24 protein-coding genes and 1 riboswitch are annotated in these 24,011 nt (G+C 71.2%); of the genes, 14 read left to right on the top strand and 10 right to left on the bottom strand.

Annotation, left to right across the window (positions count from 1 at the left end; all coding sequences use genetic code 11):
- The first annotated feature begins 30 nt into the window (after positions 1 to 30).
- A complete protein-coding gene (locus tag ACFWPQ_RS12230; RefSeq protein ID WP_384032511.1) occupies positions 31 to 1,503 on the top strand; it encodes a catalase in 1,473 nt (490 codons plus the stop codon).
- Positions 1,504 to 1,624: 121 nt separating this feature from the next.
- Here the strand turns inward: ACFWPQ_RS12230 and ACFWPQ_RS12225 are convergent, their stop codons facing one another.
- Both ACFWPQ_RS12225 and hisN read right to left on the bottom strand, forming a co-directional pair.
- Complete coding sequence (locus ACFWPQ_RS12225; protein ID WP_089098874.1) at positions 1,625 to 2,017, bottom strand: cyclic nucleotide-binding/CBS domain-containing protein; 393 nt, start codon at positions 2,015 to 2,017, stop codon at positions 1,625 to 1,627.
- 192 nt (positions 2,018 to 2,209) lie between these two features.
- Complete coding sequence (gene hisN, locus ACFWPQ_RS12220; RefSeq protein ID WP_384032509.1) at positions 2,210 to 3,010, bottom strand: histidinol-phosphatase; 801 nt, start codon at positions 3,008 to 3,010, stop codon at positions 2,210 to 2,212.
- 228 nt (positions 3,011 to 3,238) lie between these two features.
- On the opposite strand from hisN, the gene ACFWPQ_RS12215 reads away from it, so the two are divergent.
- Positions 3,239 to 3,859: a TetR/AcrR family transcriptional regulator gene (locus ACFWPQ_RS12215; RefSeq protein WP_384032507.1), complete on the top strand. Its 621-nt coding sequence runs from the start codon at positions 3,239 to 3,241 to the stop codon at positions 3,857 to 3,859.
- A gap of 357 nt (positions 3,860 to 4,216) precedes the next feature.
- Here ACFWPQ_RS12215 and ACFWPQ_RS12210 read toward each other — a convergent pair whose 3' ends face one another.
- The 4 genes from ACFWPQ_RS12210 to ACFWPQ_RS12195 all read right to left on the bottom strand — a co-directional run bounded on the left by ACFWPQ_RS12210 (position 4,217) and on the right by ACFWPQ_RS12195 (position 7,896).
- Complete coding sequence (locus ACFWPQ_RS12210) at positions 4,217 to 4,540, bottom strand: multidrug efflux SMR transporter (RefSeq protein WP_355715863.1); 324 nt, start codon at positions 4,538 to 4,540, stop codon at positions 4,217 to 4,219.
- A 76-nt stretch (positions 4,541 to 4,616) separates the two neighbouring features.
- A complete protein-coding gene (gene rsgA, locus ACFWPQ_RS12205) occupies positions 4,617 to 5,627 on the bottom strand; it encodes a ribosome small subunit-dependent GTPase A (protein ID WP_384032505.1) in 1,011 nt (336 codons plus the stop codon).
- A gap of 12 nt (positions 5,628 to 5,639) precedes the next feature.
- A complete protein-coding gene (gene aroA, locus ACFWPQ_RS12200) occupies positions 5,640 to 6,968 on the bottom strand; it encodes a 3-phosphoshikimate 1-carboxyvinyltransferase (protein ID WP_384032503.1) in 1,329 nt (442 codons plus the stop codon).
- Positions 6,969 to 7,173: 205 nt separating this feature from the next.
- Complete coding sequence (locus ACFWPQ_RS12195) at positions 7,174 to 7,896, bottom strand: M50 family metallopeptidase (RefSeq protein WP_361289914.1); 723 nt, start codon at positions 7,894 to 7,896, stop codon at positions 7,174 to 7,176.
- A 51-nt stretch (positions 7,897 to 7,947) separates the two neighbouring features.
- Here ACFWPQ_RS12195 and ACFWPQ_RS12190 point away from each other — a divergent pair, with 51 nt between their 5' ends.
- From ACFWPQ_RS12190 to ACFWPQ_RS12145, 10 genes are all read left to right on the top strand, one after another.
- Positions 7,948 to 8,763 carry an SOS response-associated peptidase gene (locus ACFWPQ_RS12190; RefSeq protein ID WP_384032502.1) on the top strand — a complete coding sequence of 272 codons (816 nt, stop codon included), beginning with the start codon at positions 7,948 to 7,950 and terminating at the stop codon, positions 8,761 to 8,763.
- Between the two features lie 9 nt (positions 8,764 to 8,772).
- A complete protein-coding gene (locus ACFWPQ_RS12185) occupies positions 8,773 to 9,405 on the top strand; it encodes an alpha/beta family hydrolase (protein WP_384032500.1) in 633 nt (210 codons plus the stop codon).
- 256 nt (positions 9,406 to 9,661) lie between these two features.
- A complete protein-coding gene (gene sigR / locus ACFWPQ_RS12180) occupies positions 9,662 to 10,345 on the top strand; it encodes an RNA polymerase sigma factor SigR (protein ID WP_189267612.1) in 684 nt (227 codons plus the stop codon).
- On the top strand, positions 10,342 to 10,686 hold the full coding sequence (gene rsrA, locus ACFWPQ_RS12175; RefSeq protein ID WP_384032498.1) for a mycothiol system anti-sigma-R factor: 345 nt from the start codon (positions 10,342 to 10,344) through the stop codon (positions 10,684 to 10,686). The genes sigR and rsrA overlap by 4 nt, the downstream gene beginning before the upstream one ends.
- Before the next feature lie 138 nt (positions 10,687 to 10,824).
- Positions 10,825 to 12,255 carry an HD-GYP domain-containing protein gene (locus ACFWPQ_RS12170; RefSeq protein WP_384032497.1) on the top strand — a complete coding sequence of 477 codons (1,431 nt, stop codon included), beginning with the start codon at positions 10,825 to 10,827 and terminating at the stop codon, positions 12,253 to 12,255.
- A gap of 179 nt (positions 12,256 to 12,434) precedes the next feature.
- Positions 12,435 to 13,646 carry an HD-GYP domain-containing protein gene (locus tag ACFWPQ_RS12165; RefSeq protein WP_384032713.1) on the top strand — a complete coding sequence of 404 codons (1,212 nt, stop codon included), beginning with the start codon at positions 12,435 to 12,437 and terminating at the stop codon, positions 13,644 to 13,646.
- 114 nt (positions 13,647 to 13,760) lie between these two features.
- Positions 13,761 to 14,741, top strand: coding sequence for a tetratricopeptide repeat protein (locus tag ACFWPQ_RS12160; protein WP_384032711.1), 981 nt, complete (start codon positions 13,761 to 13,763; stop codon positions 14,739 to 14,741).
- A 123-nt stretch (positions 14,742 to 14,864) separates the two neighbouring features.
- Entirely contained in the window at positions 14,865 to 15,515 is a 651-nt protein-coding gene (def, locus tag ACFWPQ_RS12155) for a peptide deformylase (protein ID WP_384032495.1), read from the top strand.
- Between the two features lie 304 nt (positions 15,516 to 15,819).
- The gene (gene cyc1, locus ACFWPQ_RS12150) at positions 15,820 to 16,905 is read left to right on the top strand and encodes an epi-isozizaene synthase (RefSeq protein ID WP_384032493.1); all 1,086 of its coding nucleotides are present in this window, start codon (positions 15,820 to 15,822) and stop codon (positions 16,903 to 16,905) included.
- Entirely contained in the window at positions 16,902 to 18,281 is a 1,380-nt protein-coding gene (locus ACFWPQ_RS12145; protein ID WP_384032491.1) for a cytochrome P450, read from the top strand. The genes cyc1 and ACFWPQ_RS12145 overlap by 4 nt, the downstream gene beginning before the upstream one ends.
- 39 nt (positions 18,282 to 18,320) lie before the next feature.
- Here ACFWPQ_RS12145 and ACFWPQ_RS12140 read toward each other — a convergent pair whose 3' ends face one another.
- Positions 18,321 to 19,286 carry a helix-turn-helix domain-containing protein gene (locus ACFWPQ_RS12140; protein WP_384032489.1) on the bottom strand — a complete coding sequence of 322 codons (966 nt, stop codon included), beginning with the start codon at positions 19,284 to 19,286 and terminating at the stop codon, positions 18,321 to 18,323.
- A 93-nt stretch (positions 19,287 to 19,379) separates the two neighbouring features.
- Here ACFWPQ_RS12140 and ACFWPQ_RS12135 point away from each other — a divergent pair, with 93 nt between their 5' ends.
- Entirely contained in the window at positions 19,380 to 19,574 is a 195-nt protein-coding gene (locus ACFWPQ_RS12135) for a hypothetical protein (RefSeq protein WP_361289939.1), read from the top strand.
- Positions 19,575 to 19,606: 32 nt separating this feature from the next.
- Complete coding sequence (locus ACFWPQ_RS12130; protein WP_384032487.1) at positions 19,607 to 19,756, top strand: hypothetical protein; 150 nt, start codon at positions 19,607 to 19,609, stop codon at positions 19,754 to 19,756.
- 15 nt (positions 19,757 to 19,771) lie between these two features.
- Here ACFWPQ_RS12130 and ACFWPQ_RS12125 read toward each other — a convergent pair whose 3' ends face one another.
- The 3 genes from ACFWPQ_RS12125 to ACFWPQ_RS12115 all read right to left on the bottom strand — a co-directional run bounded on the left by ACFWPQ_RS12125 (position 19,772) and on the right by ACFWPQ_RS12115 (position 23,963).
- A complete protein-coding gene (locus ACFWPQ_RS12125) occupies positions 19,772 to 20,785 on the bottom strand; it encodes a ribonucleotide-diphosphate reductase subunit beta (protein WP_384032485.1) in 1,014 nt (337 codons plus the stop codon).
- Positions 20,785 to 23,154 carry a ribonucleoside-diphosphate reductase subunit alpha gene (locus ACFWPQ_RS12120; RefSeq protein WP_384032483.1) on the bottom strand — a complete coding sequence of 790 codons (2,370 nt, stop codon included), beginning with the start codon at positions 23,152 to 23,154 and terminating at the stop codon, positions 20,785 to 20,787. The genes ACFWPQ_RS12125 and ACFWPQ_RS12120 overlap by 1 nt, the downstream gene beginning before the upstream one ends.
- Positions 23,155 to 23,300: 146 nt before the next feature.
- Positions 23,301 to 23,379, bottom strand: a riboswitch (cobalamin riboswitch).
- A 77-nt stretch (positions 23,380 to 23,456) separates the two neighbouring features.
- Positions 23,457 to 23,963, bottom strand: coding sequence for a GNAT family N-acetyltransferase (locus ACFWPQ_RS12115; protein ID WP_384032481.1), 507 nt, complete (start codon positions 23,961 to 23,963; stop codon positions 23,457 to 23,459).
- Positions 23,964 to 24,011: the final 48 nt, after the last annotated feature.

The following is a 24,011-nucleotide window of genomic DNA, read 5'->3' as shown; positions in this document are numbered from 1 at the left end:
GGGTCAGCAAAGTGACAGGAATGGTGTGAAATGGCGCAGGAGACAGGTGTGACGCAGGGGCCGTTGACCACGGAGGCGGGGGCGCCGGTGGCCGACAACCAGAACAGCGAGACCGCGGGCACCGGCGGTCCGGTCCTGGTCCAGGACCAGCTCCTGCTGGAGAAGCTCGCCCACTTCAACCGTGAGCGCATCCCGGAGCGGGTGGTGCACGCGCGCGGTGCGGGCGCCTACGGCACCTTCACGGTGACCGCCGACGTCACCCCGTACACGCGCGCCGCCTTCCTCTCCGAGGTCGGCAGGCAGACCGAGACCTTCCTGCGCTTCTCGACCGTGGCCGGCAGCCTCGGGTCCGCCGACGCCGTGCGCGACCCGCGCGGCTGGGCGCTGAAGTTCTACACCGAGGAGGGCAACTACGACCTCGTCGGCAACAACACCCCGGTGTTCTTCATCAAGGACGCCATCAAGTTCCCCGACTTCATCCACACCCAGAAGCGCGACCCGTACACGGGCAGCCAGGAGGCGGACAACGTCTGGGACTTCTGGGGGCTCAGCCCCGAGGCCACGCACCAGGTGACCTGGCTGTTCGGCGACCGCGGCATCCCGGCGTCGTACCGCCACATGAACGGCTACGGCTCGCACACCTACCAGTGGAACAACGCGGCCGGCGAGGTCTTCTGGGTCAAGTACCACTTCAAGACCGACCAGGGGATCAGGAACCTCACGCAGGCGGAGGCGAACCGCCTCGCGGGTGCGGACCCGGACTCGCACCAGCGCGACCTGCGCGAGGCCATCGAGCGCGGGGAGTTCCCGACCTGGACCGTGCAGGTGCAGATCATGCCGGCGGCGGACGCGGCGGCCTACCGCTTCAACCCGTTCGACCTCACCAAGGTGTGGCCGCACGCGGACTACCCGCCGGTCGAGATCGGCAGGCTGGAGCTGAACCGCAACCCGCAGAACGTCTTCGCCGAGGTCGAGCAGAGCATCTTCAGCCCCGCGCACTTCGTGCCCGGCATCGGGCCGTCCCCCGACAAGATGCTCCAGGGCCGCCTCTTCGCCTACGGCGACGCACACCGCTACCGCGTCGGCATCAACGCCGACCACCTGCCGGTCAACCGCCCGCACGCCGCCGAGGCGCGCACCTACTCCCGCGACGGCTTCCTGTACGACGGCCGGCACGGCGGCGCGAAGAACTACGAGCCGAACAGCTTCGGCGGCCCGGCGCAGACCGGCCGTCCGCTGTGGCAGCCGTACGACGGTCTCGCCGGCGGCACCGGCAACCACCCCGCACCCGTGCACGCCGAGGACGACGACTTCGTGCAGGCGGGCAACCTCTACCGCCTGATGTCCGCGGACGAGCAGGAGCGGCTGATCGAGAACCTGGCCGGCTTCCTCGCGAAGGTGTCGCGCGACGACATCGCCGAGCGCGCGATCGGCAACTTCCGTCAGGCCGACGAAGACTTCGGCAAGCGGCTGGAGGCCGCGGTCCAGGCCCTGCGCGGCTGACATTCCGGTACTGGTCCGGTGCGGAACCAGCACCGGACCAGCACTGGACCGCTTGTCGAGGGCGGGCGGGCCGGATCCCCGGGAGGTCGGGATCCGGCCCGTTCGGCATGCCCCAGGGGCCCTACACGGGCTGCGGTGCGCGGGCCGGGGCCCAGCAGCGGATGATGTCGCGGACCGAGACGATGCCGGCCGGTTCGCCGCCGTCCAGGACGATCAGATGACGGAAGCCGCCGTGGGCCATCGCCCGGGCCGCCTCTTCCAGCGTCCAGGTCGGCGTGGCGAACACGACGTCGTTGGTGGTGTGGGCATGGATGGGTTCCGTGTCGGGGTTCTGGCCGAGGCCCACGGAGTTGAGGATGTCGCGTTCGGTGAGGATGCCGATGCCGCCGGCGTCCGGGTCGTGGACGATCGCCGCGCCCACGCGGCGCGCGGACATCAGGGCGGCTGCCTGGCGGAGGGTGTGGGCGGGGCCGACGGTGAGGACCACCGTGCTCATGGCGTCACGGACGAGCATGAAAGGTGCCACCTCCTAGGGAACCGCCGGGATAGTGCGGCGATTCACAAATGCACAAGTGAGGGTTCTCTCAGGGTGGCAGGTAAAGCGAGGGTCAACAAGGGGGTGTGCGCATCCAATTGAGGGCGCACGCGCTCATATGTGCCGTGCTCGGTGACCCCGTTCAGGCCCGTCGCGCCTCAGGAGACCGTTTCAGTAACGCTGGGAGAGGTACGACAGCAGCTCGTCGTGGAGCAGTCCGTTGGACGCGGCCGCGTTGCCGCTGTGCGGGCCCGGACGGCCGTCGAGGCCGGTGAAGGTGCCGCCGGCCTCCGTCACCACGATCGCGTTGGCCGCCATGTCCCACAGGGACAGCTCCGGCTCGGCGCAGATGTCCACGGAGCCCTCGGCGACCATCATGTACGGCCAGAAGTCGCCGTACGCGCGCGTGCGCCACACGTCGCGGGTGAGGTCCAGGAACCCGTTCAGCTGGCCCCGCTCCTCCCAGCCGCCCAGCGAGGAGTACGCGAAGGACGCGTCGGACAGCTTCGAGACCTTGGAGACGTGCAGGCGGCTCGCCGAGGACAGGCTGCGGCCGGTGAAGGCGCCGTGCCCCTTCGCGGCCCACCAGCGGCGACCCAGCGCGGGCGCGGAGACCAGGCCCACGACCGGCTGGTAGCCGCCCTCGGCCGCCTCCGTCAGGGAGATCAGGGTCGCCCAGACCGGGACACCGCGCACGTAGTTCTTGGTGCCGTCGATCGGGTCGATCACCCAGCGGCGCGGGCCGGTGCCCTCGATGCCGTACTCCTCGCCGAGGACCGCGTCCCGCGGGCGGGCGCGCTGCAGCTGGCCCCGGATCAGCTCCTCGGCGGCCTTGTCCGCCTCGCTCACCGGGGTCATGTCCGGCTTGGTCTCGACCTTGAGGTCGAGGGCCTTGAAGCGGTCCATGGTCGCGGCGTCGGCCGCGTCCGCGAGCACGTGGGCGAGGCGCAGGTCGTCAAGGTAGTCCGGCATGCGACGAACGCTATCTGCCGTGGTGGGCGCGGGGCTACCGGGGGAGGCCGGCCGATGCCGGTAAGTGATCGGGCGGTGACCTCGGAATGCCTCGGGCACGACCGTGGCGGGCGCGTGGCAGGCCCGCGCGTGTTGGCCGAAGGGCGCCCCCCGGTGCCTTCGCGAACCCTTGACAGCGGAATCGTGCGCGTCAAATCTGGGCGCAGAGCCGCTCGCCCCAGGGAGGCGATGATGCCTGCAGCCCGGGAATCCCTTCTGGACGCCGCGTACGCGGCGCTCGCGCGCCGGCCGTGGGCTGCCGTTCGGATGGTCGACGTGGCGGCGGCGGCCGGGGTGTCCCGGCAGACGCTGTACAACGAGTTCGGCAGCAAGGAAGGCCTGGCGAGGGCGCTGGTGCGCAGGGAGGCCGACGGCTATCTCGCGGGGGTCGAACGGGCGTTGGGGAGCCATGCCGAGGCGCGCGAGCGGCTGACCGCGACCGCCGAGTGGATGGCCGCCACGGCCCGCGAGAACGCGCTCGTACGGGCCATGCTCACCGGCTGCTGGAGCGAGCGGCTGCCCACGCCGACGCTCTCCGCGGTGCCGTCCTCCTCCGCGGTGCCCGCGCAGCGCCGGGCGGACGGGCCGCTGCCCTCGCCCGGAGACTTCGTGCAGATCGTGCGGGACCGGGCGGTGGCCGTGCTCTCCGGGACCGGCGCGGCCAGGACGGACGGCGAGCTGGCCCGCTCCTGCGAGCTGGCCGTCCGGCTCGCCCTGTCCTGCGTCGCCGCGCCCCCGGTGGACGGCGCGGTGGCGGACCTGGTCCGCGGCGCCCTCCACCGGCAGCCCGTGCACGACCGGGCTGTTTGAGCCGGCCCACCTTCGTGCAGTCCTCGCCGGCCAGTCCGATCGCGCCGAAGTTCGCCAGGTCGGAGCGGACCGCCTGCATCTGACGTGGACGGGGGTCCTCGATCTGCTGCGCCGGCTGCAGGACGAGCTGGGCTGGCGTATCCCTTCGTCTCGCACGACCTGTCGGTGGTGCGGAACATCGCCGTACGCGGAGCCGGCGGCGGAGGAGCGGAAGAGGTGCGCCGTCGACGTGCCGGTGTTCGAGGGGGACGGGCCGCCTGCCACTTTCCCCGGGTGCGCTCGGTCGTGTGAGGCCGGGCCGTAGGAGTCCGCGTGCGCCGGGCCGTAGGAGTCCGCGTGCGCCCGGTCCGCCGCCTCTCAGTGGGACGAGCCCGAGAGCTGCAGGCCGATCACTCCCACGATCACCAGGCTGATCGAGACGATCTTCAGGGTCGAGACCAGGTCGCCCAGGAAGATCATGCCGTAGATCGCGGTGCCCGCCGCGCCGATGCCGGTCCAGACCGCGTACGCCGGCCCCACGTCCAGCTTCTTCAGGGAGAGGGTCAGCAGACCGAAGCTGCCCAGCGCGAAGGAGGCGAAGGCTATCGTCGGCCATAGTCGGGTGAAGCCGTGGGAGAGCTTGAGGCACACGGCGAAGCCGGTCTCCAGGATCCCGGCCACGATCACCAGCAGCCACGCCATGTGCTGTCCTCCCGTATGTCCAGCTCGGTGCGATTATGCACTTACCGAACTCGGGTCAGGACAAACACCCCCGTGGTCAGTCGCCTTCCTTGCGCTCCCGCGTCGCCAGCAGCCGGCGCAGCGAGTACAGCCGGGCCGGGTCCGCATGTCCCTCGGCGACCCACGCGTCCAGTGCGCAGTCCGGCTCGTCGTGGCTGCACGCGCGTGGGCAGTTCTCGGTGCCGGGCACCAGGTCGGGGAACGCGAGGATCACCCGGGACGGGTCGATGTGGGCCAGGCCGAAGGAGCGGACACCCGGGGTGTCGACGACCCAGCCCTCGTCGTCGGAGAGCGGGAGGGCGAGAGCGGAGGTCGTGGTGTGCCGGCCCCGGCCCGTCACCGCGTTCACGTGTCCGGTCGTACGGCGGCGTTCCTCCGGGACCAGGGCGTTCACCAGCGTGGTCTTGCCGACGCCCGAATGACCGACGAACGCCGTGATCCTGCCGTCGAGATGCTCCCGGACCCGGTGGGCCGCGTCTCCCGTCGCCAGTTCCTCGCGGCTCGTGACCACGTACGGGATCTCCAGGTCGCCGTACAGCTCCAGGAGCTTGTCCGGCGGGGCCAGGTCCGACTTGGTCAGGACCAGCAGCGGGGTGAGGCCGCCGTCGTAGGCCGCGACCAGGCAGCGGTCGATGAGTCGCGGGCGGGGTTCCGGGTCGGCCAGGGCCGTGACGATCGCCAGCTGGTCGGCGTTGGCGACGACCACCCGCTCGAACGGGTCGTCGTCGTCCGCGGTGCGGCGGAGCAGGGACGTGCGTTCCTCGATGCGCACGATGCGGGCGAGGGTGTCCTTCTGGCCGGACAGATCGCCCACCAGGGCCACCCGGTCGCCGACCACCGCCGCCTTGCGGCCCAGCTCACGGGCCTTCATCGCCAGGATCGTCCGGTCCTCGACCAGACAGGTCAGCCGGCCCCGGTCGACGGTGAGGACCATCCCCTCGGCCGCGTCCTCGTGCTTCGGGCGGATGTGCGTCCGCGGCCGGTTGCCCTTGCGGTTGGGGCGGGCGCGGATGTCGTCCTCGTCGGTGTGCTTGCCGTAGCGGCGCATCGTCGTACGCCCCTAGGCCCCGTCGCTCCCGAGCATCCCGGTCCACAGGTCGGGGAAGTCCGGCAGGGTCTTCGCCGTCGTCGCCACGTTCTCGATCTGCACGTCGGCCACGGCCAGGCCGATGATCGCACCGGCCGTCGCCATGCGGTGGTCCTCGTAGGTGTGGAAGACGCCGCCGTGCAGCGTGCGCGGGCGGATGCGCAGCCCGTCGGCGGTCTCGGTGACGTCGCCGCCGAGCTCGTTGATCTCCTTGGTGAGCGCGGCCAGCCGGTCCGTCTCGTGCAGCCGGAGATGGGAGACCCCGCGCAGCGTGGAGGGGGTGTCCGCGAGGGCGGCGACCGCCGCGATGCCGGGGGTCAGCTCGCCGACGTCACCCAGGTCGACGTCGATGCCGTGGATCCGGCCCGAGCCGGTGAACTCCAGGCCGTACTCGGTCAGTTCGCAGGAACCACCCATCTCGGTGAAGATCTCGCGCAACCGGTCGCCCGGCTGCGTCGTCCGGGACGGCCAGTCCGGGATCAGCACCCTGCCGCCCGTGACCAGGGCCGCGGCGAGGAACGGCTGGGCGTTGGAGAGGTCCGGCTCGACGGTCAGGTCCCGGCCGAGCAGGGCGCCCGGGGTGACCCGCCAGACGTTCGGCTCGCCGCCCGACTCGGGGGTGTCCACCTGGGCGCCGACCGCGCGCAGCATGTCGACGGTCATCCGGATGTGCGGGAGGGAGGGGAGGCTCCGGCCGGTGTGCCGGACCTCGACGCCCTGGTTGAAGCGTGGGCCGGAGAGCAGGAGGGCCGACACGAACTGGGAGGAGGACGAGGCGTCGATGGACACCGGGCCGCCGTCCAGCGCGCCGCTGCCGTGCACGGTCAGCGGGAGCGCGCCCCGGCCGCCGTCGTCGATCCGGGCGCCGAGGACGCGCAGGGCGTCGATCACGCCGTGCAGGGGGCGCTCGTAGGAGCGGGGGTCGCCGTCGAAGCGGATGTCGCCTGCGGCGAGGGTGGCGACGGGCGGGAGGAAGCGCATGACCGTGCCGGCGTTGCCGACGTCGACGGTGGCGGGGCCGCGGAACCCTGCGGGGAGCACCCGCCAGGCCTCGCCGGAGCCGTCGGGGCCCACGCCCTCGTCGATGCCGACGCCCATCGCGCGCAGGGCGCCGGCCATCAGCAGGGTGTCGCGGGAGCGGAGGGGGCGGCGCAGCCAGCCGGGTTCGGAGGCGAGGGCGGCGAGGACGAGGGCGCGGTTGGTGACCGACTTGGACCCCGGCACGTGAACCGTCGCGTCGACGGCTCCGCGCGCGTGGGGGGCGGGCCAGAGGGCGGTTGGTGCGGTGGGGTTTGCGGCCATGGGGTCACTTTAGTGGCAGGGGGCGGTATGAGCCGGTGGGCGGGCGGCCGGGCGGTGGGCGGGTGCGGCGCCGCTTCGCGGTTGGGCCGGTGGGCGGGTGCGGCGCCGTGGGGGCTGATCGCGCCTGCGCGGCGGAGCTGCATATCGGGTAGAGCCCCGCGCCCCTTCGGGGGTGGCTGTGGTGACGTCGGCCGCTATGTGCTGGCTACATCCCGAGCAGCCAGCGGCCGCCGCCGATCAGTGAGCACAGGGACACCGTGTGGAACAGGAACAGCCATACGCCCGCCGGGAGATGGGTCAGCCTCGACAGCTGGTCGGCGTCCGAGTCGCCGGCGCCGCCGCGGGAGCGCTTCGCCTGGAGTTCGAAGGCCGGGCGGACTCCGCCGAGGAGGAGGAACCACACCACGGCGTAGGCGAACGCCGCCTGTACCTGGGGACCCGCCAGCCAGGACACCAACAGGAAGGTGCCGCCCGTCAGGAACACCGTCAGGACGCCGTACGCGTTGCGGATCATCACCAGCATCACGACGAGCAGGGCGGTGGCGAGCCAGAGCAGCAGGGTGATGCGGCCGGCGCCGAGGAGGGCCGCGCCGCCGAGGCCCAGCAGCGGGGGAGCCGTGTAGCCGGCCGCCGCCGTGAGGATCATGCCGATGCCGTGCGGCTTGCCCCGGCTGAGCGTGAGGCCGCTGGTGTCGGAGTGCAGCCGGATGCCGGTGAGCTGGCGGCCGGTGAGCAGGGCGGTCAGGCCGTGCCCGCCCTCGTGGGCGATCGTGATGGCGTTGCGGGATATCCGCCACAGGTTGTGCGGGACGACCACCGCGAGCGCGGCGGCCAGGGTCGCGAGCACCACCCACAGATCGGGGTCGGACTGGGTACCCGTCAGACGGTCCCAGAGGTCGGGCAGCGCGAGGGCGGCGAAGCTGTCCATGGTGCGGCGGTTGCTCCCTCTGGTCAGGCGGAGTCTGGCAGTGTTGCACGTATGTGCGGACGGTATGCATCCAGTCGTAGGCCCGAGGATCTCGCAGGAGTCTTTGAAATAGAGAAGTGGGAACCCGAGGAGACCCTGGAGCCCGACTACAACGTGGCTCCGACCAAGGAGGTCTACGCCGTTCTCGACCGTCCGTTGAGAGACGCCGACGACCGCCGTCCGGTTCGCCAGCTGCGCAGGCTCAAGTGGGGGCTGGTGCCCTCCTGGGCCAAGTCGCCCGAGGGCGGCGCCCGGATGATCAACGCGCGGGCCGAGACCGTGCACGAGAAGCCGTCGTACCGCCGCGCCTTCGCCACCCGCCGCTGCATCCTGCCCGCCGACGGCTACTACGAGTGGGTCACGGCGGAGGAGGAGCGGGACCTGGAGGTCGAGGGGAAGAAGAAGCGGCCGCGCAAGCAGCCGTACTTCGTGCTCCCGGCCGACGGCTCGGTGTTCGCGATGGCCGGGCTGTACGAGTTCTGGCGCGACCGTACGCTGCCCGACGAGCACCCGCTGGCCTGGTGGGCGACCTGCTCGGTGATCACCACGGAGGCCGAGACCGGGCCGCTGGGCGTGGCGCCCGCCGAAGGGCCGCGGTCGCTGCACGACATTCACCCCCGGATGCCGCTGATGCTGACGCCCGACCGCTGGGACGCCTGGCTCGACCCGGCCCGGACGGACGTCGAGGAGCTGCGCTCGCTGCTCGCCCCGCCGCCGGAGGGCCTGATGCGGGCCTACCCGGTCTCCACGGCGGTCAGCAACGTCCGCAACAACAGCCCGGAGCTGCTGAAGGAGCTGGAGGGGCCGGAGGAGGGCACGCTCTTCTAGCCTTCTCCCGTGACCACAGCGAAGATCGTCGGTACGGAGGCGGGGGACGCCCGCATCACCTGGCACGAGGCGGAGAAGGCGCGGCTGGTGCTCGCCGTCGGCCACGGGGCGGGCGGGGGCATCGAGGCGCGGGACCTGCAGGCGCTCGCGGCGGTCCTGCCGGAGCACGGCGTGACCGTCGCGCTCGTCGAGCAGCCCTGGCGGGTCGCCGGGAAGAAGGTCGCGCCCGCGCCGAAGACGCTCGACGTGGGCTGGCGGGGGCTGTGGCCCGCGCTGGCGGCGCCGGGGCCGCCGGTGGTGGCGGGCGGGCGCAGCGCGGGGGCCCGGGTCGCCTGCCGTACGGCGACGGAGCTGGGCGCCGCCGCCGTCCTCGCCCTGAGCTTCCCGCTGCACCCGCCGGGGAAGCCGGAGAAGTCGCGGGCCGAGGAGCTGCTGGGGGCCGGGGTGCCCACGCTGGTCGTACAGGGCGGGAACGACCCGTTCGGGAAGCCGGCCGAGTTCCCGGACGGCGGGTACGAACTCGTCGAGGTGCCGGGCGCCGATCACGGGTTCGCCGTGCCCAAACGGTCGGAGATCGGGCAGGAAAGGGCAGTGACCATCATCACGGACGCGGTCGTCGCATGGACCGCGTCGCTCGGGTGACGCCCGGGAATGTTGCGCGGCGGACCACTGTTGAGGCGGACAGAAGTGCTGGGACACCAGCGCCGACGCCGAAGGAGAGGAAGTCCGCCGCATGGGTTCGACCATCTGCCCGAGCCGTACCAGCAGCGCTGACCTGGACTGGACGGTGCTGCACGCGGCCAAGACCGCTCCTATTCGAGCGGCGGCAGGTACGGGTCGTGTTCTATCCTCCGAGACGAGTGGGATCGGTTTCGGTCCTGCCCGGGATCTTGAGGAGGTGGGTCCGGTCACCGGTACCGACGCAGGGACCGACAACGGCCAGGCGGAGCTGCCCGAGGGCCAGGGCGTCAGCGCGGAGTCGACGTCGGAGCGCACCGCGCGCTTCGAGCGGGACGCGCTCGAATTCCTCGACCAGATGTACTCGGCCGCGCTGCGCATGACCCGCAACCCCGCCGACGCCGAGGACCTGGTGCAGGAGACCTACGCCAAGGCGTACGCGTCCTTCCACCAGTTCCGCGAGGGCACCAACCTCAAGGCGTGGCTGTACCGCATTCTCACGAACACCTTCATCAACTCGTACCGCAAGAAGCAGCGCGAACCCCAGCGCTCCGCGGCCGAGGAGATCGAGGACTGGCAGCTCGCCCGCGCCGAGTCGCACATGTCGACCGGTCTGCGCTCCGCGGAGTCGCAGGCGCTCGACCACCTGCCCGACTCGGACGTGAAGGAAGCGCTGCAGGCGATCCCCGAGGAATTCCGCATCGCCGTCTATCTCGCCGACGTAGAGGGCTTTGCGTACAAGGAGATCGCGGACATCATGGGGACACCCATCGGTACGGTGATGTCCCGGCTGCACCGGGGCCGCCGTCAACTGCGCGGCATGCTGGAGGACTACGCGCGTGAGCGCGGGCTCGTCCCGGCCGGCGCCGGGGAGTCGAACGAAGCGAAAGGCTCGGGCTCATGAGCTGCGGAGAGCCGCACGAGACGGACTGCAGTGAGGTACTCGATCATCTGTACGAGTTCCTCGACAGTGAGATGCCGGACGTCGATCGCGTCAAGTTCAAGCAGCACTTCGACGAGTGCTCCCCCTGCCTGGAGAAGTACGGGCTGGAGCAGGCCGTGAAGAAGCTGGTCAAGCGGTGCTGCGGGCATGACGACGTGCCCAGCGACCTGCGGGCCAAGGTGCTCGGGCGGCTGGACCTGATCCGCTCCGGACAGACCGTCCCGGAACACGACGTCACGGCTGCCCAGGCCGCTCCGGTCGCTCCGACCGCACAGGCCGCTCCGGTCGCGCCGGAGAGCTGACCGCGACGGCGCCGGGCCGTTCCCGCCCCGCCGTCCCGTCACCCGAACGTGCTAATCCTCCGGTCATAAGCCCCCGGACCCTCCGGCTTCCGCCCTAGGCTCCGGAGCCTGGACGGGCATGGTCGGGGGAGGGGCGAGATGGAGGCGGTTCCGGCACGCGTACGGGCGTACGTGACCTGTGTCGCCCTCGCCGCCCTGCTCTGCGTACTGCAGCTGCCGGGCGTGCGCACGCCCTGGTGGGCCGTCGCGCTCCTCGCCGCGCTGTACGCGGCCTGCGAGCACGTCGTACGGCGCCGTCTGGGCGGCACCTTCTACCCGGTGCTGCTCGCCGGCGCCTTCCTGCTGCCGCCCCCGGCCGCGGCGCTCGTACCGCTGCCGGGTGCGCTGTTCTCGCGCGCCGAGCAACGGCCGCAGGCACTGCGCCGGACCTGGCGGGCCGCCGAACTGGCGCTCGCGGTGTGGGGCGCGGGGTGCGTGCACTGGGCGCTGGGCGGGCGGGACGCGGTGGTGGACTCCGACTTCCCCTACGCGCTGCTGCCCTGCGGCGCGGCCGTGCTGGCCTTCTGCGCGGTCCTCGCCCTCCTCGACGGCGGGATCCTCGCGGTCGCCGAGCGAGTGCCGGTACGCCGGGCCTGGCGCGGCCTGCTCTCCCGCTCGCTCGCCCCGGTCGGGGTGCACGGGCTGGCCGGGCTGATGATGGCGGTGCTCTGGCGCAGCCCCTACGGTCCCGTCGCCGCGCTGCTCGTCCTGCTGCCGATGTGCGTGTCCTGGTGGGTGTTCGCCCAGTACCACCGGGAGCGCGCCGCCCACCAGGCCACCATCCGCGCGCTCGTCCAGGCCGTCGACATCAAGGACGGGTACACCCGCGGGCACAGCGAGCGGGTCGGACAGGCCTCCGTGATGATCGCCCGCGAGCTGGGCATGGACGACGACCGGGTGGAGGTGCTCCGCTTCGCCGGCATCCTCCACGACGTGGGAAAGCTGGGCGTGCCCACCCGGCTGCTCCGCAAGAGCGGGCCGCTCACCCCGGAGGAACGGCGGGTCATCGAACTGCACCCCGAGTACGGCCACGAGATGGTGCGCGGGATCTCCTTCCTCGGCGAGGCCCGCGCGGCGATCCTGCACCACCACGAGCGCATCGACGGCAGCGGCTATCCCTACGGACTGGCGGGCACCCAGATCCCGGAATCCGCCCGCGTGGTCGCCGTCGCCGACGCCTTCGACGCGATGACGTCGACCCGCTCCTACAGCCGGGCCCGGCCGGTGGCCGCCGCGGTGGCGGAGTTACGGCGGTGCGCCGGGCGGCACTTCGACGCGGGGGTCGTCGACGCCCTGACGCGAGCACTGGCCAGACACGGCTGGCACCCCGCGGTCACCGCCGACGTCCATCGGACCGACCAGGCCGACGACAAGACCGACCAGACCGACCAGACCGACCAGACCGACCAGGCCGATCAGAACGACCACTCCGGCCCGTCCGTCTCATCGGGCCCGTCCGGCTCGTCCGACCAGGCCGTCTCCGGTTCGCCGGGCGGTGACCGCGAAAGCGTCGGGCGAGGTGCCCTGTGACGCCCGGTGAGCAGGCGTACGCCCCAGGACGGGCCGGCGGCGGCTCCGCACAGGCAGGCCGCGGTCCCGCCGGCAGCGACACCGTCGGCAGCGGCACTGTCGGCAGTGGCTCCGTCGGCGGTGGCTCCGCCGGTCCGGCCCCGGGACTCGGCCTCGGCCGTCCCGGCGCGCGCGGGTGCATCCGTCTCGCCGCCCTGCTCCTCGCGCTCGGCTGTCTCGCCGGCACCCTCTGGGAGGGCCTCGACGACCGCGGCATCGCCCTCGCCTTCGGCGTGCTCGTCGGCGTCGGGGAGTGGGCCCGGTGGACCGGCGCCGAGGTGCGGGAGGCCGCCCCGCTCGGGGCCGCCGGTGGACTCGCCTACGCCCTGCTCGGCGCCGATGCCGGGGTGGCCACGCACGACGGGGCCTTCCAGGTCGTCACCGTCGTCTGCACGGCCTCGCTGCTGGGGAACGTCCCGCACATAGCCGGCGGGCGACGGCCCACCCTCGACCACCTCACCCGCCGCGTCCTCACCGTCGGCTTCGCCGCCGTCTGCTTCCAACCCCTCTACAGCAGGGGCGTGTTGGAGCAGTGGGGCGGACCGGCGTACGCGCTGCTGCTGGTCGCGCTGCTCGTGCTCACCGCGCTCTGCGACGCCGTGCTCGCCGCCGGGCAGGCCCACTCCCGCACGGGGTGGCCGTTCGGGCCGCTGCTGCGGGACGAGCTGCGCGGGCTGCTCGGCATCGGGTCCGCCGTCTGCGCCACCGGCGCGGTGATGGCGCTGGCCGTCGCCGTCGTGGGGCTGTGGGCGCTGCCCGTCTTCTGTCTTCCCCTGCTCCTCACCCAGCTGTCCCTGCGCCGGTACGCGGCCGTCCGGGCCACCTACCGGCAGACCATCGCCTCGCTCGCCCGCGCCACCGAGATAGCGGGGTACACCCCGGCCGGGCACGCCCGCCGGGTGGCCACGCTGAGCCAGGCCGTCGGGCGGGACCTGGGGCTGTCCCAAGCGGAGCTCACGGTGCTGGAGTACGCGGCGCTGATGCACGACATCGGCCAGCTCAGCCTCGTCGACCCGGTGCCCGCCGGGGCCACCGCCGGGCTGCCGGCGGCCGAGCAGCGGCGGATCGCCCTGCTCGGCGGAGCCGTCGTACGGCAGACCGGGGTGGACGCGACGGTCGCCGTGGTCGTGGAGCGGCAGGCCGACCCGTACCGGGAGCAGCCGGTCGCCGCGCGGATCGTGCGGGCCGTCAACGCGTACGAGGAGAAGGCCCGGGATTCCGGGCCCGGCGGGCCGTTGACGGCACTGGAGGAGTTACGCCTGGCCACTGCCGGGGACTACGCTCCCGAGATCGTGGAGTCGCTGGCCCGCGTGCTCTCCAGAGACTGTCTGACCTTGCGCGCGGCTGGGTAACCCATGGGTAATGAGCGGCCCTCCCGTCGTACGTGGTTGGATGCGAGGGAGAGGGTGATGTCCGGGGGCACAAGCCAGCCCACTGTGCGGAAATGGAACTGGCAGGCGGGAATCGTGAGGATCTTCGGCAAGGGACGGCACAGGCCCTCCGCCTCCTGGCGGCAGGCCACCGACCGCGCGTTCACGCTGATCGGTGACGGCCGGTACGAGGACGCGGGCGAGCTGCTGACACGTGCCGCCGACCTGGAACCCTGGCTGTCGGAGTCCTGGTTCAACCTCGCCCTGCTGCACAAGTTCCGGCACGACTGGGAGCAGGCCCGCGCGGCCGGACTGCGGGCGGTGGCCCTGCTCGACCGGGAGACCGGGGCGCCCGACTGGTGGAACGTCGGCATCGCGGCGACCGCGCTGCAGGACTGGCCGCTGGCGCGGCGGGCCTGGCAGGCGTACGGGCTGCGGGTGCCGGGCGGCGCCACCGCGTCCGGGGAACCGGACGGCATGGACCTGGGCAGTGCCGCCGTACGGCTGTCCCCGGAGGGGGAGGCCGAGGTGGTGTGGGGGCGGCGGCTGGACCCCGCCCGCATCGAGGTGCAGTCCATTCCGCTTCCCTCGTCCGGGCGGCGCTGGGGCGAGGTCGTCCTCCACGACGGGGTGCCGCACGGCGAGCGGACCACGGTGACCGGGCACGCGTACCCCGTCTTCGACGAGATCGAGCTGTGGGCGCCGTCGCCGGTGCCGACCTGGGTGGTGCTGCTGGAGGCGGCGACCGAGTCGGACCGGGACGCGCTGGAGCAGCTGGCGGGGGATGCCGGGTTCGCGGCGGAGGACTGGTCCTCCTCGGTGCGGTTGCTGTGCCGGATGTGCTCGGAGTCGCGGATGCCGTCCGACGAGGGCGACGGGGTGCACCTGGATCCCCACGACCACAGTGAGCCGGGGCATCCGGGGCCGCTCGGGCATCGGACGGACGGGCAGCTGTGGGTGCCGGAGCGGGAGTGCGGGGTGGCTGCGCCGGCCTCGCTGGTGAGGGGGTTGCTGGACGGGTGGGTCGCGGACAGCCCTGACTCCCGGGATTGGCGGGATTTGGAAGAGGTCTGCTGAGGCCGGTGGATCACTGCGGGTCGTGAGTGGTTGCTCGCGCAGTTCCCCGCGCCCCTAAAAACAGGCACGTACCCTGTATCAGCAACATCCCCCTTGTTTTACCTAGGAAGGCTTACGTCGGTCATGGCCCAGCAGGACACCGATCAGCAGCACGCGGGCGTGCTCCCCGTGGACGACGAGGGGTTCGTCGTCGACACCGAGGGGACCGAGGAGCGCGAGAACGCCTGGCGTGCGCGGGGGACCTCGCGGCCCATCACCGTCGTCGGGAACCCGGTGCTGCACAAGGAGTGCAAGGACGTCACCGAGTTCGGGGCGGAGCTGGACCAGCTCGTCGCCGACATGTTCGCGAGTCAGCGGACCGCCGAGGGCGTCGGCCTCGCCGCCAACCAGATCGGCGTCGACCTGAAGGTCTTCGTCTACGACTGCCAGGACGACGCGGGCGCCCGGCACGTCGGCGTGGTGTGCAACCCGAAGCTCGTCGAGCTGCCCGCCGACAAGCGGCGGCTGGACGACAGCAACGAGGGGTGCCTGTCGGTGCCCACTGCCTACGCCCCGCTCGCCCGGCCCGACTACGCCGAGGTCACCGGGCAGGACGAGAAGGGCAACCCGATCAAGGTGCGCGGCACCGGCTACTTCGCTCGGTGTTTGCAGCACGAGACCGACCACCTGTACGGCTACCTGTACATCGACCGGCTCTCCAAGCGCGAGCGCAAGGACGCGTTGCGGCAGATGGCCGAGAACGAGCCACGCTACCCCGTGGTCGCCAACGACTGATACGCAGGGAACGCTGCAGGACAGCTGTGACGCCTGGTCGGGAACCATCCGACCAGGCGTTCGTCATGTTCGGTCAGACTCGCTCGTCTGTGCGTCGTACATTCGATCCTTTGTACACCTCTAGCGATCCTTAATCAGTCACACAAGGGGAGATTCTCGGCACTGTGGGGTAGTGAGTGAAGCAAATCCGTTCCCAGACTGGTCAGTTGTGGTGCTGAATGGGAACTGCGGGGATACGCAACGGCGCACGCCCGGCACAGCGGGAGGGGCGTGCGCACCTGGCTCGGCTGAGAGGGGTTTGTTCGTGCATGCTTTCCCACACAGCACCACATCGACGCCGACGGCGGTCGCGGTTCCACCACAACTCGCCCTCCCGGTGATCGAGGCCGAGTTTCCCCGGCAACTGCATCCGTATTGGCCCCAGCTGCAGGAGAAGACCCGCCTCTGGCTGCTGGAAAAGCGACTGATGCCGGCCGACAAGGTTCAGGAATATGCCGACGGCCTTTGCTACACGGACCTCATGGCGGGGTACTACCTGGGTGCGTCCGACGAGGTCATCCAGGCGATATGCGACTACAGCGCCTGGTTCTTCGTCTGGGACGACCGGCACGACCGTGACGTCGTGCACCGCAGGCCGGCCGACTGGCGGCGGCTGCGGTTCCGGCTGCACGCGGCCCTCGACGCGCCCCTGCACCACCTGCACCACCCGGACACCCTGGTCGCGGGGTTCGCGGACAGCGTCGCGCGGCTGTACTCGTTCCTGCCGGTGACCTGGAACCAGCGATTCGCCCGGCACTTCCACGCGGTGATCGAGGCCTACGACCGCGAGTTCCGCAACCGTAGGTCGGGACACGTTCCCGGGGTCGAGGAGTACCTGGCCCTGCGGCGCCTCACCTTCGCCCACTGGATATGGACGGACCTGCTGGAGCCGAGCGCCGGGACCGAACTCCCGGACGCTGTGAGGAAAAACCCGGCGTACCGCCGGCCGGCGTTGCTCAGCCAGGAATTCGCCGCCTGGTACAACGACCTCTGCTCACTTCCCAAGGAAATAGCGGGCGACGAGGTGCACAATCTCGGAATCAGTCTCGTCACCCATGAGGGAATGAGCCTGGAACAGGCGGTCGAGGAAGTCAGGCGACGCGTCGAGGAATGCATCAGCGAATTCCTGGACGCCGAGCGGACCGCGCTGCTGTTCGCCGAGCAGCTCGACGACGGCACCGTGCGCGGAAAGGAACTAGGCGCCGCCGTCACGGCCTGCGTCGGCAATATGCGGAACTGGTTCAGCTCCGTCTACTGGTTCCACCACGAATCCGGCCGTTACATGGTCGACAGCTGGGACGACCGGTCCACGCCCCCGTACGTCAACAACGAAGCGGCAGGTGAGAAATGACCGTCGAGTCCGTGAACCCCGCGACCCCGGAGGCTTCCGGCCACGCCGAACTGCGCGAACCGCCCCTCGCCGGCGGCGGTGTGCCGATACTCGGGCACGGCTGGCGGCTGGTCCGCGACCCGCTCGCCTTCATGTCCCGGCTGCGCGCCCACGGCGACATGGTGCGCCTCCGGCTCGGCCCCAAGGAGGTGTACGCCGTCACCACTCCGGAGCTCACCGGGGCCCTCGCCCTGAACCCCGACTTCGTCATCGCCGGCCCGCTGTGGGAGTCCCTGGAGGGGCTGCTCGGCAAGGAGGGCGTGGCCACCGCCAACGGCCCGCGCCACCGGCGTCAGCGCCGCACCATCCAGCCTGCGTTCAACCTCTCCGCGATCCCGGACTACGGGCCGGTCATGGAGGAGGAGGCGCACGCGCTGACCGAGCGCTGGCAGCCCGGCGCCACCGTCGACTGCACCTCGGAGTCCTTCCGGGTAGCCGTCCGCATCGCCGCCCGCTGCCTGCTGCGCGGCGAGTACATGGACGAGCGCGCGGAGCGGCTCAGCGTCGACCTCGCGAGCGTCTTCCGCGGTATGTACCGGCGGATGGTCGTACCACTCGGCCCGCTGTACAAGCTGCCGTTGCCGGCCAACCGCGAATTCAACCGTGCCCTGGCCGATTTGCATCTCCTCGTCGACGAGATCGTCGCCGAGCGGCGGGCATCTGGTCAAAAGCCGGACGATTTGCTGACGGCATTGCTCGCGGCGAAGGACGAGAATGGCGACCCGATCGGGGAACAGGAGATCCACGACCAGGTGGTCGCGATACTCACCCCCGGAAGCGAAACAGTCGCCTCCACGATCATGTGGCTGCTCCAGGTGCTCGCCGAACACCCGGAACACGCCGAGAAGGTACGGACCGAGGTCGAATCGGTGACGGGCGGTCAGCCGGTTGGTTTTGAGCACGTTCGCCGGCTCACGCACACCAACAATGTCGTCGTCGAGGCGATGCGTTTGCGGCCCGCCGTATGGATATTGACGCGGCGCGCCAAGGCCGACACCGAGCTCGGCGGCTATCGCATTCCGGCCGGGGCCGACATCGTCTACAGCCCCTACGCCATCCAGCGCGACCCGCACTCGTACGCCGGACACCTCGACTTCGACCCGGACCGCTGGCTTCCGGAGCGGGCGGGGGACGTACCCAAGTACGCCATGAGCCCCTTCAGCGTCGGCAACCGCAAGTGCCCCAGCGACCACTTCTCCATGACCCAGCTCAGCCTGATCACCGCGGCCCTGTGCGCCAGGTACCGCTTCGAACAGGTCGCCGGGTCGAACGACACCACCCGGGTGGGCATCACCCTGCGCCCGCACCGGCTGCTGCTCGCACCCGTGCCCTGGTGACCTGCCGACCGGCGGATCACGCCTGATACCGGCGCGCGCTCAGGCGGCCTCAGGGCCCCGGAACGCGCGCCGGTAGGCGTTCGGCGTCGTACCCAGCGACCGTACGAACTGGTGCCGCAGCGCGGCCGCCGTCCCGAAGCCGGTCCGGCCCGCGATGGCGTCCATCGTCTCGTCCGTCCCCTCCAGCAACTCCTGTGCCAGCAGCACCCGTTGCCGCAGGATCCAGCGGTACGGCGTGGTGCCGGTCTCCTGCTGGAAGCGGCGGGCGAAGGTGCGCGGGGCCATCAGGGCGCGGGCGGCCAGCTGCTCGACGGTGACCTCCTCGTCGAGGTGCTCCGTCATCCAGGCCAGCACCCCGCCGACCGTGTCGCAGGGCCCCTCCGGCAGCGGCCGCTCGATGAACTGGGCCTGGCCGCCGTCCCGGTGCGGGGGCACCACCATCCGCCGGGCGATCTTCGTCGCCACCTCCGGGCCCTGCTCCTTGCGCACGATGTGCAGACAGGCGTCGATACCGGCCGAGGTGCCCGCCGACGTGATCACCGGGTCCTCGTCGACGTACAGCACGTCCGGCTCCACCCGGGTCCGCGGGAAGCGGCGGGCCAACAGGTCCGCGTGGCGCCAGTGCACGGCACAGCGGCGCCCGTCCAGCAGCCCGGCCGCGCCGAGCACGAAGACGCCCGAGCAGACGCTGAGCACCCTGGCCCCCCGGTCCACCGCCCGGCGCAGTGCGGCGAGCAGCTCGGGCGGGTAGTCCCGGGCGATGTTGGCGTCCGAGGCCGGCACCGCGATCAGGTCGGCCTCCTCAAGGCGGTCCAGGCCATGTGGCGTGGAAATGGTGAGGCCGGGCACATGGGTGCCGAGCGCCGGCCCCTCCGCCGAGACCACCGCGAAGTCGTACACCGGCAGCCCCTCGTCGGAGCGGTCGAGGCCGAAGACCTCGCAGACGACTCCGAGCTCGAAGGGGTGCACACCGTCGAGGAGCACCGTGGCCACGTTCTTCAGCATGCTGCCAGTGTGCCTCGCCGCTGGCAGTAATTCGAGGGTGTGTGGCAGTGCTGCCACTGACGGTAAGGAGTATTCGGCGCCACAGTAGTGTCCATGAACGGAAACCAGATCGAAGGTCTCATCGGAATGGTCCTGGTCCTCGGGATCCTGGTCCTCATGTCCCTCCCGTCCGCGCTCGGCGTCCTGCGCGACCGGCGCATCGACCGGCAGATCAGGGAGGCGCGGCGGACCGCGGAAGCCGGGCGCGCCCGGGACACCGCCCACCGGGGAAGGTCCCTGATCGCATAGCCTCCCCTGGCGCGCACGACAAGGGGAGGATCATGAGAGGCAGAACGGCCTGGGCCGCGGCCGGCGGGGCGGCGGCCCTGGTGCTGACCGTCACCTCGGCGGGCAGCTGGCGCTGGTACTTCCCCGGCACGACGACCACCTCGCGGAAGGTGTCGGCCGGGGACGTGCTCGACCTGAAGTAGCCGGCGTACGGCGGCTCAGAAGTCCTCGTCCAGGTCGACGGTGCCCTCCACCGCCACCTGGTATGCGGACGGGCGCCGCTCGAAGAAGTTCGTCAGCTCCTGGACGCCCTGCAACTCCATGAAGGAGAACGGGTTCTCCGAGCCGTACACCGGGGCGAAGCCCAGGCGGCCGAGCCGCTGGTCGGCGACGCACTCCAGGTACTGGCGCATGGAGTCGGTGTTCATGCCGGGCAGGCCGTCGCCGCACAGGTCCCGGGCGAACTGCAGCTCCGCCTCGACGGCCTCCCGCAGCATGTCGGTGACCTCCTGCCGCAGTTCGTCGTCGAAGAGCTCCGGCTCCTCCTTGCGGACGGTGTCCACGACGTCGAACGCGAAGCTCATGTGCATCGTCTCGTCACGGAACACCCAGTTGGTGCCGGTGGCGAGGCCGTGCAGCAGACCGCGGCTGCGGAACCAGTAGACGTAGGCGAAGGCGCCGTAGAAGAACAGGCCCTCGATGCACGCGGCGAAGCAGATGAGGTTGAGCAGGAAGCGGCGGCGGTCGGCCTTCGACTCCAGGCGGTCCAGGTTGTCCACCGAGTCCATCCACCGGAAGCAGAACTCGGCCTTCTCGCGGATGGAGGGGATGTTCTCCACGGCGGCGAACGCGGCGGCGCGGTCGTCCGGGTCGGGGAGGTAGGTGTCCAGCAGGGTCAGGTAGAACTGGACGTGCACGGCCTCCTCGAAGAGCTGGCGCGACAGGTACAGGCGCGCCTCCGGGGAGTTGATGTGCTTGTACAGCGTGAGCACCAGGTTGTTCGCCACGATCGAGTCGCCCGTCGCGAAGAAGGCGACCAGACGGCCGATCATGTGCTGCTCGGCGGCCGTGAGCTTCGCGAGGTCGGCCACGTCCGAGTGGAGGTCGACCTCCTCCACGGTCCAGGTGTTCTTGATGGCGTCCCGGTAGCGCTCGTAGAAGTCCGGGTAGCGCATGGGGCGCAGGGTCAGCTCGAAGCCCGGGTCGAGAAGGTTCTGGTTACGGGTGGACATCACTGGCAGGCCTCGCAGGACTCGGGGTTCTCAAGGGAGCAGGCGACGGCGTCCTCGGGAGCCGTCTGCTGCACGGGGACGGTGGCTTGGGCCGCGCGGGCGATCCGGGTCGCCGGGCGCGAGCGCAGGTAGTACGTCGTCTTCAGGCCCGACTTCCAGGCGTACGCGTACATCGAGGAGAGCTTGCCGATGGTCGGCGTCTCCAGGAACAGGTTCAGGGACTGGGCCTGGTCCAGGTACGGGGTCCGGGCGGCGGCCATGTCGATCAGGCCGCGCTGCGGGATCTCCCACGCCGTGCGGTAGAGCCGCCGTACGTCCTCGGGGATCCAGACGAAGTCCTGCACCGAGCCGTTCGCGTCGCGCAGCGCCTCGCGGGTGCGGGCGTCCCAGACGCCGAGGTCCTTGAGTTCCTGCACCAGATAGGAGTTGACCTGGAGGAACTCGCCGGAGAGCGTCTCGCGCTTGAAGAGGTTCGAGACCTGCGGCTCGATGCACTCGTAGACACCGGCGATCGACGCGATGGTCGCGGTGGGGGCGATCGCGAGGAGGAGGCTGTTGCGCAGACCGGTCGACGCGATCCGGGCGCGCAGCGCCGCCCAGCGCTCCGGCCAGGTGAACTCGACGCCGTAGTGGTCGGGGTGCAGCACACCCCGCGCGGTCCGGGTCTTCTCCCAGGCCGGCAGCGGGCCGCTGCGCTCGGCGAGGTCGGCGGAGGCCTCGTACGCGGCGAGCATGACGCGCTCGGCGATCCGGGTGGAGAGGGCCTTGGCCTCGGGGGAGTCGAAGGGCAGCCGCAGCTTGAAGAAGACGTCCTGGAGGCCCATGGCGCCCAGTCCGACCGGCCGCCACTTGGCGTTCGACCGGCCCGCCTGCTCGGTCGGGTAGAAGTTGATGTCGACGACCCGGTCGAGGAAGGTGACGGCGGTGCGAACGGTCTCGTCCAGCCGCTCCCAGTCGATGTCGCCGCTCGCGGTGTCCACGAAGGCGCCGAGGTTGACCGAACCGAGGTTGCAGACCGCCGTCTCGCCGTCGTCCGTGACCTCCAGGATCTCCGTGCAGAGGTTCGAGGAGTGGACGACGTGACCGGGCAGGGCCGTCTGGTTGGCGGTGCGGTTGGCCGCGTCCTTGAAGGTCATCCAGCCGTTGCCGGTCTGCGCGAGGGTGCGCATCATCCGGCCGTACAGGTCACGGGCCGGGATGGTCCTGCGCGCGAGCCCGTCGGCCTCGGCCTTGCGGTAGGCCGCGTCGAACTCGGCGCCCCACAGGTCCACCAGCTCCGGCACGTCGGCGGGCGAGAACAGCGACCACGGCTCGTCGGCGTTGACCCGGCGCATGAACTCGTCGGGGATCCAGTGCGCGAGGTTGAGGTTGTGGGTACGGCGGGCGTCCTCGCCGGTGTTGTCGCGCAGCTCCAGGAACTCCTCGATGTCGGAGTGCCAGGTCTCCAGGTAGACCGCGGCCGCGCCCTTGCGCCGGCCGCCCTGGTTCACGGCGGCGACCGAGGCGTCGAGGGTCTTCAGGAACGGCACGATGCCGTTGGAGTGCCCGTTCGTGCCGCGGATCAGCGAACCGCGGCTGCGGATCCGGGAGTACGAAAGACCGATGCCGCCGGCGTGCTTCGAGAGCCGGGCCACCTGGTGGTAGCGGTCGTAGATGGAGTCCAGCTCGTCCTTCGGGGAGTCCAGGAGGTAGCAGGACGACATCTGGGGGTGCCGGGTGCCGGAGTTGAAGAGGGTGGGGGAGGACGGGAGGTAGTCGAGGCGGCTCATCAGGCCGTAGAGCGCGGCGACTTCGTCGACCGACCGCACGGTGTCGTCTTCCGCGAGACCGGCGGCGACCCGGAGCATGAAGTGCTGGGGCGTCTCGATCACGCGACGGGTGATCGGGTGCCGCAGCAGGTAACGGCTGTGGAGCGTGCGCAGGCCGAAGTAGCCGAAGCGGTCGTCGGCGGCAGGGTCGACGAGGGCGTCGAGGCGGGCCGCGTGCAGCCGTACGAACTCGGCGGTCCGGTCGGCGATGAGCCCCTCCCGGTGCCCCACGGCGACGGACCCGGTGAAGGACGTCACGCCCTGCGAGGCGGCCTCGGCACGGACGGAGATCGTCAGCAGCCGGGCGGCGAGCCTGGAGTAGGCGGGGTCCTCGGAGATGAGACCGGCGGCGGCCTCGGTGGCCAGTTCGCGCAACTCCGCCTCGTCGGCCCGCGCCGACCGGCCACGCAACGCGGCGGCGGCGACCCGGCCGGGGTCGGCGTCGGGGAGGTCGGCGGTCAACTCGGTCAGGGTCCGCAGCAACGCGGTACCGGGACCGTCGTCCGCCACGGATTCCACAGAGCTGGTCGCTGAGGCCGGGTCGGCTGGCGCGATGGTCACGTGGGGCTCTCCCTCGCTGGGCTCGGGGCCTGGCGGAGGGCAGGGGGCAGCACACGGGCGCACGCACGCGTGTCGCGTCCCCGGCCCACTCCACGAGGCCCGGACGTCAGAACACCCGGGCCGGACGGCCGGGTGTGCTGTCGACAGGTCCTCGGACTGACTCCTGTGCACGAACATGCACAAGTACACCGTTGCGGGACAGTTCCGGATTCGCACCGGATTCCCCTGCGGCGACAGCGAGCATGAGCATACATCTAGTGCCGGGTTGTCGTGTCACCCCCAGATGTTGTGTCGCGGTGGTGTCAGAGCGTCAACTGATAGGTGAGGAGAGTGAGGTCGTCCAGGTGCGGCACGGGATTCCAGTCCCGCTCCGGTGTGCGGACGAAGCCCAGACGTTCGTAGATGCGGTGGGCGGTGTGCATGCTCCGCTGGCTCGACAGGACGACGGCCGTGCAGCCCTCGGTGGCCCGTGCGCGGTCGATGCAGGCCCGTACGAGGGCCTCGCCGGCGCCTCGGCCGCGGGCCTCGTGCGCGACCGCGAGCGCCCTGATCTCGGCCTCGCCGGGGCGGGCGATGTCGGCGACCGGGCCGGGGCCGGCGACGAAGGTGACGCCGCCGAGGAGTCTTTCGCCGTCCACGGCCACGAGCACGTCGGCGGCGGCCGCCCGGCTCGCCACGTCCTTCAGCACGGGCAGGTACTCGTCGCCCTCGCCGTAGTCGAGGAGGCCGTCCTGGAGGTAGGCCCGGGCGGTGATCTCGCCGAGGGGTGCGTACTCGGCCGGCTCCGCGGGCCGGATCGTGATGTCCATGGTGCCGAGTCTGCCGGAGGGCTCCGACCACGTGCGCCCGGATTTTCT

Source organism: Streptomyces sp. NPDC058464 (assembly GCF_042721035.1).
In the GTDB taxonomy this organism is placed as follows: Bacteria; Actinomycetota; Actinomycetes; order Streptomycetales; family Streptomycetaceae; genus Streptomyces.
Note: the sequence above shows the minus strand (reverse complement) of the source record. Positions and strands in the feature narration are given on the sequence as shown.